The 1,109-nt window shown below is 34.3% G+C and carries 1 protein-coding gene; it reads left to right on the top strand.

Features of this window, described 5'->3' with window-relative positions; all coding sequences use genetic code 11:
• Positions 1-173 precede the first annotated feature (173 nt).
• On the top strand, positions 174-944 hold the full coding sequence (lnu(I), locus tag I215_RS15570; RefSeq protein WP_008992950.1) for a lincosamide nucleotidyltransferase Lnu(I): 771 nt from the start codon (positions 174-176) through the stop codon (positions 942-944).
• Positions 945-1,109: the final 165 nt, after the last annotated feature.

Genomic DNA, 1,109 nt, shown 5'->3' with positions numbered 1-1,109 from the left:
TTTCCCCACCTTCGGCAATACCCAAACCGTTGGCGGTAATTTGAAGAAACAATTAACAACGAAAAACATTCAAGAAAATGAAGCTATAAGTAACTGTAAGATAGAATAAGAATTGAAATATCCTTTAATACGCAAAGTAGAAAGGGCGATTGTTAATATTAAAAAATTAGAAAATGACACAGTTACAAATGATTGACAAAACAAAGTCAATAGCTCAAAATGATAAAAATATTTCTGCCGTATTTATGTACGGGTCATTTACCAAAAATGAAGGGGACAAATATTCAGATATTGAATTCTACATCTTCTTGAAGGATAAAGAAAATTTTTCCGCTGAAAATTGGGTAAGCCAAATTCATCCTTTGGCATTATATTTTACCAACGAGTATGGAAGTGAAGTTGCCATTTTTGAAAATATGATAAGGGGGGAGTTTCATTTTTTGACAAACGACCAAATGGAAGTTATCAAATCGTGGGACGGTTTGGTAGAGTTTAGCGACTTTGACAAGATGATTTTAGTAGATAAAGAAGATTTATTGACTAACACGCTCAAAGAAATAAAAACTAAAGTACCTGATCGAACAACAAATGAAAATATCCTGTGGTTGAGCCAATCATTGTTGAATGTTTTACTTACAACAAGCAACTTAATTAAACGACAGGAATTTGCTCACGCTTACCAAAGCTTATCAAATGTTCAAAAATATTTACTTTGGTTAATAAGAATTGAAACATACCAAACCAAACATTGGGAAAGTCCAACAAAAAGCTTGGAAAAAGACATAGACCCAGATTGGTATTCGTTATTTCAGGAGACAACATCAGAATTAGATCCGACAGATATTAAAACAGCTTTCAAGAAGACATTAACATTGACTGAAAAACTTTTTGATAATCTTGGAGTTGAAGCAAAATTAAAGGGGGTATTAAGGAGAATTGAATAAAAAAAACTACCGCCAACATTGTATAAGCGTAATGCGGGCTGAACTGCTAAATTTGAGCATTTTTGCTCCTAAGAAACTTTGTGGTGGGCGGACAGTGAATTGCTCCGAAATCCCGCACTACGCTTATACTTGACCGTTAGCGGTCAGGCAATAAAACGACCCGAG

The sequence above is a fragment of the Galbibacter marinus genome (assembly GCF_000300875.1).
Taxonomy (GTDB): Bacteria; Bacteroidota; Bacteroidia; order Flavobacteriales; family Flavobacteriaceae; genus Galbibacter; species Galbibacter marinus.
The sequence above is the reverse complement of the archived record's forward strand: the minus strand, read 5'-3'. Positions and strand labels throughout refer to the sequence as shown.